General features: G+C 78.0%; 2 protein-coding genes. Both read right to left on the bottom strand.

The window, feature by feature from the left end; all coding sequences use genetic code 11:
- On the bottom strand, positions 1-203 hold a 203-nt coding region (locus ABEB16_RS17260), incomplete at its 3' end, for a hypothetical protein (RefSeq protein ID WP_345713457.1).
- Positions 204-207: 4 nt separating this feature from the next.
- A partial coding sequence (locus tag ABEB16_RS17255; RefSeq protein WP_345713456.1) for a PQQ-dependent sugar dehydrogenase occupies positions 208-1,296 on the bottom strand: 1,089 nt, incomplete at its 5' end.

The following is a 1,296-nucleotide window of genomic DNA, read 5'->3' as shown; positions in this document are numbered from 1 at the left end:
GCCGTCGCCGCCAGCACCCGATCGGTGTCCGCGGGCGGGCACGGGCCGCCGACCAGCGTCAGGTGCGGGCGGTGCCGGGGCCGGGCCGGAACCCGGATCCCGCTGCGGCGCAACGCCTCCCGCAGGTCCGCCAGGGCGGCCTCCGCCGCGGCGTCGAAGGCGGCCACCACGACGAGGGTGCGCTCGCGCGGGCCGGCGGGCACCGGTTCAGGCCAGCGGCAGCGACACGAGCCGGTCGTCGCCGGGGCGCCGCTCCCCGCGGAAGGTGTTGCTCGTCAGCAGCCACAGCGTCCCGTCCGGGCCGACGTCGACGCCCCGGATCCGCCCGAGGGTGCCGACCAGGTGCGGCTCGGGGGTGCCCGTCGCGCCCTCGGGGGTCAGCGGCACCCGCCACAGCCGCTCCCCGTGCAGGCAGGCCAGCCACACGGCGTCGGCGGTGACGGCGATCCCGCTGGGGGAGGCCTCGGCGGTGGTCCACGTCTGCAGCGGTGCGGTGAACCTGCCCCCGCCGTCGCCGGGGCCCTCCACCTCCGGCCAGCCGTAGTTCTGCCCGGCGCGCACGAGGTTCAGCTCGTCGTAGCGGTCCTGGCCGAACTCCGCGGCGTAGAGGCGCCCGGCGGCGTCCCAGGCGAGCCCCTGCACGTTGCGGTGCCCGAGGGAGAACACCGGCGAGCCGGGGAACGGGTTGTCGGGTGCGGGCTGGCCGGTGGGGGTGGTGCGCAGGATCTTGCCGCCGAGGTTGGCGCGGTCCTGGGACGCGCCGCGGTCGCCGGCGTCACCGGTGCCGACGTAGAGCATCCCGTCGGGGCCGAACCTGATGCGACCGCCGTTGTGGACGTTGGCGCGCGGGATGCCGGTGAGCACGGGCACGACGTCGACGAAGTGGTCCCCGCGGTAGGTCATCCGCAGCACCCGGTTGTCGTCGCGGGTGCTGGCGTAGACGAAGACGTGGTTGTCGGTGGCGAAGGCGGGGGACAGCGCGATGCCGAGCAGGCCCCCCTCGCCGCCGGGGGAGACACCCGGCACCGCACCGCCGGGGCCGGTCGCGGGCACGGGGGTCGTGGTGCCCGGGCCGGTGCGCAGCACCGTGCCGGCATCGCGCAGCGTCACCAGCGCGGTGCCGTCGGGCAGCACCGCCAGGTCCCACGGCACGTCGAGCCCGGTGGTGACGTCCTGCGGGGTGCCGGGCAGCCCGGCCGGTGCCGGGGCGGGCCCGGGTGGGGCGGGGGTCGTGGGCGCGGTGGTGGCCGGCGCGGTGGTGGCCGGCGCGGTGGTGGGGGCGGGCGAGGACGCCGG

The organism is Kineococcus glutinatus (assembly GCF_039542765.1).
Taxonomy (GTDB): Bacteria; Actinomycetota; Actinomycetes; order Actinomycetales; family Kineococcaceae; genus Kineococcus_A; species Kineococcus_A glutinatus.
The sequence above is the reverse complement of the archived record's forward strand: the minus strand, read 5'-3'. Positions and strand labels throughout refer to the sequence as shown.